Here is a 6,521-nt window from a genome sequence, read left to right as displayed (position 1 = left end):
CTCCTCGTCGCCGTGCTGCTGCCGGTGGCCGGTTTCCAGGCGTACCAGATCCATCAGCTCACCGGCCGGGCGAACGACCTCGGTCAGCGGCTCGAGGAGGCGCAGGGCACCGACAACTCCCGGCTGGAAAGCCTGGAGGGGCGGGCGGAGGCGCTGGAACGGCAGACCTTCAACCCGGAGGACATCGCGGCCGTCGTACTGCCCAGCGTCTTCCGGGTCCGGGCCGGCAACTCCACCGGCACCGCGTTCGCCGTCGGCGAGCCGGCCTCCGGGGGCGGGACGAACCTGTTCACGAACTACCACGTGGTCGAGTCGCTCTGGTCGTTCGGTGGCCGGCAGGTCTTCCTGGAGCGGACCGACCAGCGGTTCCCCGCCACCATCGTCGCTGTGGACGAGGCCAACGACGTGGCCCACCTGCGGACCACCGAGAAGTTCGACGGGCTCGTGGCCGCCCCCGACGAGGTCCGGTCCGGCCAGCAGATCGTCGTCGTCGGCGCCCCGCTCGGCCTGGAGGACAGCGTGACCACGGGCGTGGTGAGCGCGTTCCGCCGGGCGGACGGCACCAGCGGTCCGATGATCCAGTTCGACGCCCCGATCAACCCCGGCAACTCGGGCGGGCCGGTGATCAACGGGGCGAAGGAGGTCGTCGGCATCGCCACCGCGAAGGCGCGCAACGCCGAGGGCATCGGGCTGGCGGTGCCGATCAAGACCGCCTGCGACGGCTTCGACATCTGCTGACCCCGGGGCCCGGTCGCCCCGCCCGATCGCCGCCCCGCCCGGACACCCGGTCCCGGCCGGTCCCGGTACGGACCATCCACCTGGAGGAAGAGAGATGACCCAGCCACCGACTGGTCCGCAGGGATCCTCCCCCGAACCACCGACCGTGCCCAGCCCTCAGGTGCCCCGGGGGTCCGTCTACGGTAGCCCGCCCACCGCCGGCCAGCCGCCCGTGACCACGCCCGACGCCGACACCCCGGAACCCCGCACCGAGCCGATCGCTTCCGCGACCGAGCGGATCGAACCGGCCACCGAGCCGATCGAACCGGCGACGCAGCCGGTACCGGTGTCCGGGGCGGCGGGCGAGCCGGCCACCGAACGGATCGAGCCCGGAAGCGATCGGTTCGAGCCCGCGACCGAGCCGATCGGGGCGGCAGCCGACCCGGTGACCGAGCCGGTGGGGGCGGCCACCGAGCCGGCGACGCAGCGGTTCGAGCCGGCGACCCAGGCGTTGCCGGTGTCCGCACCGTCGAGTGAGCCGGCCACCGAACGGATCGAGCCCGGAAGCGAGCGGTTCGAGCCGGCGACCGAGCGGTTCCAGACCACGACGCCGAGCGAGCCGCTGACGCGGGCGATGCCGGTGACCGCGGCGGCCGACGAGCCGACCACCGAACGGTTCGGGTCGACCGGTCGGCTCACCGACCCCGCCACGCAGGCGATGGCGGTGACGCCGCCGGTCGAGCCGCCTACCCAGGCGATGGCGGTGACTCCGGGGGTGGGCGAGCCGGCCACGCGGCCGTTCGCGGTGACCCCGCCGGTCGAGCCGCCCACCCAGGCGATGGCGGTGACCCCGCCGGTCGAGCCGACCACGCGGGCGCTGTCGGTGCCCCCGGCGACCCGGCCCGTGCCTGTCACCCCGGCGACCCGGCCGCTGTCGGCGCCCCCGGTCGCGGCGTCGGCCGACCAGCCGATCGCCGGGTCCCCGGCACCGGGTACGCCGTACGGGGCACCGCCGGTGGGGCCACCGGCCTTCGTCCCGCCGCAGTCCGGGCCGCCGTTCGCGCCGGTTCCGCAGTCCGGCCCGCCGTACCCGCCGGTACCGCAGTCCGGGCCACCGTACGGGCAGCCGGGCTTTCCGCCCCCGGGTGCGGTACCGCCGTCCGGGGCGTCCGCTCCGGCCCCGCGCCGGCGCAGCCGGGCGGCGATCGTCCTCGGGCTGGTGGCCGGGCTGCTGCTGGTCTTCGGCGGCGTGATGACCGCGCTCTTCGTCACCACCCGCAACGACCTGGACGGCACCGAGAAGAGGCTCGCCGCCGCCGTCACCGAGAGCGGCAACCGGGCCACCGAGTTGGAGAAGCTCCGGGGTGAGCTGAAGTCCGCCCAGGACCGGCTCGCCGACACCCAGCAGGATCTCACCGGCACCCGCAACGACCGGGACGAGCAGGCCCGGCAGAAGCGGGTCATCGCCAACTGCCTGAACCGGCTGACCACGGCGCTGGGCGCGGCGGCCCGCAACGACCAGGCCGGGTTCAGCCGGGCGAGTCAGGGCCTGGAGGCGATCTGCGACGAGGCCGAGCGGTACCTCTAGGCCCGGGGGTCTCGTGCCCCGGACGCCTCGCCGGTGTCGCCGCTCAGGCGGTGCCGGCGGGGCGGCGCTCCGGCAGCGGGGTCACCCCGGGCGGGGGCAGGCCGGCGGTGGAGGCGAGCAGGGTGCTCCAGGCCATCAGGTGCCGCACCAGGTCGTCGCCGAGCGGGGTCCACGAGGCGCGGATCTCGATGTCGCCGGTGGTGGGCGGGCCGGCCAGTTCGCCGAAGCGGGTCGACATGGTCTGGGTGACCGTCCCGCCGAGGGCCCGGTGCCGGGCCTCCTGGGCGTCCAGCGCGTCGGTCAGCCAGGTCCAGCCCACGGCGGGCAGCAGCGGGTCGGCGGCCAGGTCCGCCTCCAGGTCGGCGGTGACGTACGTGACCAGGCGCAGGGTGCCCTGCCAGCCCTCGTGTCCGGCCGGGTCGTGCAGCAGGATCAGCCGGCCGGTCGCCACGTCCTCACCGTCGCGCAGCACGGTCGCGGAGAGCGCGAAGGCGTAGGGGGCGAGCCGTTGCGGCGCGCCCACCTCCTCCAGCACGATCTCCGCCCGGGGGGTGGCCGACCGAAGCCCGGCGACCGCGCGGGCGAAGGTCTCCGGGTACGCGATCGGGGGGGCCATGCCGGCGACTCTATGCCGCCATCGGGGTGCCCGCCGAGCGGCGCGCCGAGCAGCGCCGATGCCCCGGCCAGGAGCGTGGACGGTCGGTTACCGGCCGGTTCCGGAGGGTGTCGCGGTGGTGGTGGCGTCGGGCCCCGACGCCGACCGGACCGCCGACCGGATCACAGTGCGGACGGGCGCGGCGGGAGCGCGTCGGGGGCGTGCAACGATGGAACCGATGACGACCACCACCGCGGGCGCCGACGCCCGAGACGAACCTCGCCGGGGGCCAGCGGACTCGCCGTTCGTCCGGGCCTGCCGGCGGGAGCCCGGCCCGCACACGCCCGTCTGGTTCATGCGCCAGGCCGGTCGCAGCCTCCCGGAGTACCGGGAGATCCGGGCGAACGTGGCGATGCTGGAGTCCTGCCGCCGCCCCGACCTGGTCACCGAGATCACCCTCCAGCCGGTACGCCGGCACGGGGTGGACGCGGCGATCCTGTTCAGCGACATCGTGGTGCCGGTCGCGGCGGCCGGGGTCGAGCTGGACATCGTCCCGGGCACCGGCCCGGTGGTGGCCGAGCCGATCCGGACCGCCGCCGACGTGGACCGGATCCGCCCGATCGACGTCACCGACGTGTCCTACGTGGACGAAGCGGTCCGGCTGCTCGTCGCCGAGCTGGGCGACACCCCGCTGATCGGCTTCGCCGGCGCCCCGTTCACCCTGGCCAGCTACCTGGTCGAGGGGGGCCCGTCGCGGACCCACGCCAAGACCAAGGCGCTGATGTACGGCGACCCGGACCTCTGGCACGCGCTCTGTGACCGGCTCGCCGACGTGACCCTGGCCTTCCTGCGGGTGCAGGCCGACGCCGGGGTCTCCGCGGTGCAGCTCTTCGACTCGTGGGCCGGGGCGCTGTCGGCGGCGGACTACCGCCGGTTCGTGCTGCCGCACTCGACGCGGGTGCTGACCGGGCTGGCCGACACCGGGCTGCCCCGGATCCACTTCGGGGTCGGCACCGCCGAACTGCTCGGCGCGATGGGCGAGGCCGGCGCCGACGTGGTCGGGGTGGACTGGCGTACCCCGCTGGACGTCGCCACCGGGCGGATCGGCCCGGACAGGGCGGTGCAGGGCAACCTGGACCCGTGCGTGCTGCTCGCGCCCTGGCCGGTGGTCGAGGCCGAGGTGCGGCGCATCCTCGACCAGGGGCGGGCCGCCCCCGGCCACGTGTTCAACCTGGGGCACGGGGTGCTGCCGGAGACCGACCCCGAGGTGCTGACCCGGGTGGTCGCGCTGGTGCACGAGGTCTCCACCCGCCCGGCCGGCTAGGCGGGCGGCGGGATGCGGCAGCCCTGGCGGGTGGCGGTGGTCGGCGGCGGGATCGCCGGGCTGGCCGCCGCGGTGCGGCTCGCCGACCGGGCCCCGGCCGGTACCCGGATCACCGTGTACGAGCGCTCCGGCGCGCTCGGCGGCAAACTGCGCACCGGTGAACTGGCCGGTCAGCCGGTGGAGTTCGGCGCCGAGTCGTTCCTGATGCGGGACCCGGCCGGCGGTGAGTCGGCGGCGGTGGCGCTGCTGCGCCGGCTCGACCTGGCCGGGGAGATCGTGCACCCGACGGTGGGGCGGGCGGCGCTGGCGGTCGACGGCGGGCTGCGCCCGATCCCGGGCGGCACCCTGGTGGGCGTACCCGGGGACTTGGCGGCGGTGGCGGCCGTGGCCCGGCCGGACGCGGACGCCGACCGCGACGACGGTCACCCGCTGCTCGGCCCGGACGAGGACGTGGCCGTCGGGGCGCTGGTCCGGCGGCGGCTCGGCGACGAGGTGGTCCAGCGGCTGGTCGACCCGATGCTCGGCGGGGTCTACGCCGGCCGCGCCGACGACCTGTCCCTGGTCACCACGATGCCGGCGCTGGCCCGCGCCGCGCGGACCGCGCACACCCTGACCGGGGCGGTCCGGGCCGCGCAGGCGGTGGCCCCCCGGGCCCCCGGCGCGCCGGTCTTCGGCACCCTGCGCGGCGGGCTCAGCCGGTTCGTCGAGGCGGCGGCCACCGCCAGCGGGGCGACGATCCGCCACCACGCGACGGTCCGCGAGCTGACCCCGACCGACGGCGGCTGGCGGCTGACCGTCGGGCCGACCCCCGACCCGGAGTACGTCGAGGTCGACGCGGTGGTGCTGGCGGTGCCGGCCCGGCCGGCGGCCCGGCTGCTCGCCCCGCTGGCCGCACCGGTCGCGGCGACCGTCGGCGGCCTGGACTACGCCAGCGTCGCGCTGGTCACCCTGGCGCTGCCCGAGCCGGACCTGCCGGACCTCTCCGGGTTCCTGGTGCCGGCCACCGAGGGGCTGCTGATCAAGGCGTCGACGTTCTTCACCACCAAGTGGGGGCACCTGCGGCGGCCGGACGGGCTGGCCCTGGTCCGCGCCTCGGTGGGCCGGTACGGCGAGGAGGCGCAGGTGCAGCGCCCGGACGCCGACCTGGCGGCGACGGTGCACCGGGAGCTGTCGGCGGTGCTCGGCGTCCCGCTGCCCGCCCCGGTCGCCGGGCACGTGCAACGCTGGGGCGGGGCGCTGCCGCAGTACACCCCGGGGCACCTGGACCGGGTGGCCGGGGTGCGGGCGGCGCTGCGTCCGGCGCACCCGACGCTGGCCCTGGCCGGGGCCGGCTACGACGGGGTCGGCATCCCGGTCTGCGTCCGCTCCGGCGAGACGGCGGCCGAGGAGATCATCACAGCACTGGGAGGTGCGGGGTCATGACCGAGCAGACCAACGCGGCGCGGCTGCGGGAGCTGAACGCCACCATCCGCTACACCATGTGGTCGGTGTACCGGGCCAGCAGCCCGCTGCCGTCGCTGCGGGAGAACGTCACCGGCGAGGTCGAGTCCCTCTTCGAGGAACTGGCCGGCAAGGACGTGACGATCCGGGGCACGTACGACGTCTCGGGGCTGCGCGCCGACGCCGACCTGATGATCTGGTGGCACTCGTCGTCCAGCGACGCGCTCCAGGACGCGTACCAGCGGTTCCGCCGGACCACCCTGGGCCGGGCGCTGACCCCGGTCTGGTCGCAGCTCGCCCTGCACCGGCCGGCCGAGTTCAACAAGAGCCACATCCCGGCGTTCCTCGCCGACGAGCACGCCCGGGACTACGTCTGCGTCTACCCCTTCGTGCGCTCGTACGAGTGGTACCTGCTGCCCGACGAGGAGCGGCGGGAGCTGCTCGCCGAGCACGGCCGGCAGGCCCGGGGCTACCCCGACGTGCGGGCCAACACGGTGGCCTCGTTCGCCCTCGGCGACTACGAGTGGATGCTCGCCTTCGAGGCCGACGAGCTGCACCGGATCGTCGACCTGATGCGGGACCTGCGGGCCTCGCGCGCCCGCCGGCACGTCCGCGAGGAGATCCCGTTCTACACCGGTCGCCGGCGTCCGGTCGCCGACATCGTCGCCAGCCTGGTCTGAGCCGGTGACGCCGATCGACGGGTACGCCGACGCGGTCGCGCGGTGGTCGGGCGGCCCGCCGGGCGACCGACGGACGGCCCTGCGGGACCTGGTCGACCTGGCCGGGGCCGACCCGGAGCTGCGGCAGCCGGTGGTGGACGCGATCTGCGGGTACCTGCGTACCCCGGTGGTGGTGGC

6 protein-coding genes are annotated in these 6,521 nt (G+C 75.9%); 5 read left to right on the top strand and 1 reads right to left on the bottom strand.

Annotated elements, in window-relative coordinates; all coding sequences use genetic code 11:
* Together AWW66_RS30945 and AWW66_RS35800 are read left to right on the top strand one after the other, a co-directional pair.
* The coding region (locus AWW66_RS30945; RefSeq protein WP_157528222.1) for a S1C family serine protease at positions 1-738 on the top strand (738 nt) is incomplete at its 5' end.
* 211 nt (positions 739-949) lie between these two features.
* Positions 950-2,305 (top strand): hypothetical protein, encoded by a 1,356-nt coding sequence (locus AWW66_RS35800; protein WP_245648567.1) that lies wholly within the window; start codon positions 950-952, stop codon positions 2,303-2,305.
* A gap of 43 nt (positions 2,306-2,348) precedes the next feature.
* On the opposite strand, the gene AWW66_RS30935 is transcribed toward AWW66_RS35800, so the two are convergent.
* Positions 2,349-2,921 carry a DUF3000 domain-containing protein gene (locus AWW66_RS30935; RefSeq protein WP_067374041.1) on the bottom strand — a complete coding sequence of 191 codons (573 nt, stop codon included), beginning with the start codon at positions 2,919-2,921 and terminating at the stop codon, positions 2,349-2,351.
* A 217-nt stretch (positions 2,922-3,138) separates the two neighbouring features.
* Here AWW66_RS30935 and hemE point away from each other — a divergent pair, with 217 nt between their 5' ends.
* The 3 genes from hemE to hemQ are packed head-to-tail and all read left to right on the top strand — an operon-like array spanning position 3,139 to position 6,344.
* Positions 3,139-4,224 carry a uroporphyrinogen decarboxylase gene (gene hemE, locus AWW66_RS30930; RefSeq protein WP_067374044.1) on the top strand — a complete coding sequence of 362 codons (1,086 nt, stop codon included), beginning with the start codon at positions 3,139-3,141 and terminating at the stop codon, positions 4,222-4,224.
* A gap of 12 nt (positions 4,225-4,236) precedes the next feature.
* Positions 4,237-5,646: a protoporphyrinogen oxidase gene (gene hemG / locus AWW66_RS30925; RefSeq protein WP_067374038.1), complete on the top strand. Its 1,410-nt coding sequence runs from the start codon at positions 4,237-4,239 to the stop codon at positions 5,644-5,646.
* Positions 5,643-6,344, top strand: a complete 702-nt coding sequence (gene hemQ, locus AWW66_RS30920; protein ID WP_067374034.1) for a hydrogen peroxide-dependent heme synthase — start codon at positions 5,643-5,645, stop codon at positions 6,342-6,344. Before hemG ends, hemQ begins: the two co-directional genes overlap by 4 nt.
* Positions 6,345-6,521: the final 177 nt, after the last annotated feature.

Origin of the sequence: Micromonospora rosaria (assembly GCF_001567585.1) — a bacterium.
Lineage (GTDB): Bacteria > Actinomycetota > Actinomycetes > Mycobacteriales > Micromonosporaceae > Micromonospora > Micromonospora rosaria.
Note: the sequence above shows the minus strand (reverse complement) of the source record. Positions and strands in the feature narration are given on the sequence as shown.

What these genes read in the sequence shown, in the direction of transcription:
- AWW66_RS30935 (WP_067374041.1), bottom strand. Translation starts at nt 2,921, where the DNA reads ATGGCCCCCCCGATCGCGTACCCGGAGACCTTCGCCCGCGCGGTCGCC.
- hemE (WP_067374044.1), top strand. Translation starts at nt 3,139, where the DNA reads ATGACGACCACCACCGCGGGCGCCGACGCCCGAGACGAACCTCGCCGG.
- hemG (WP_067374038.1), top strand. Translation starts at nt 4,237, where the DNA reads ATGCGGCAGCCCTGGCGGGTGGCGGTGGTCGGCGGCGGGATCGCCGGG.
- hemQ (WP_067374034.1), top strand. Translation starts at nt 5,643, where the DNA reads ATGACCGAGCAGACCAACGCGGCGCGGCTGCGGGAGCTGAACGCCACC.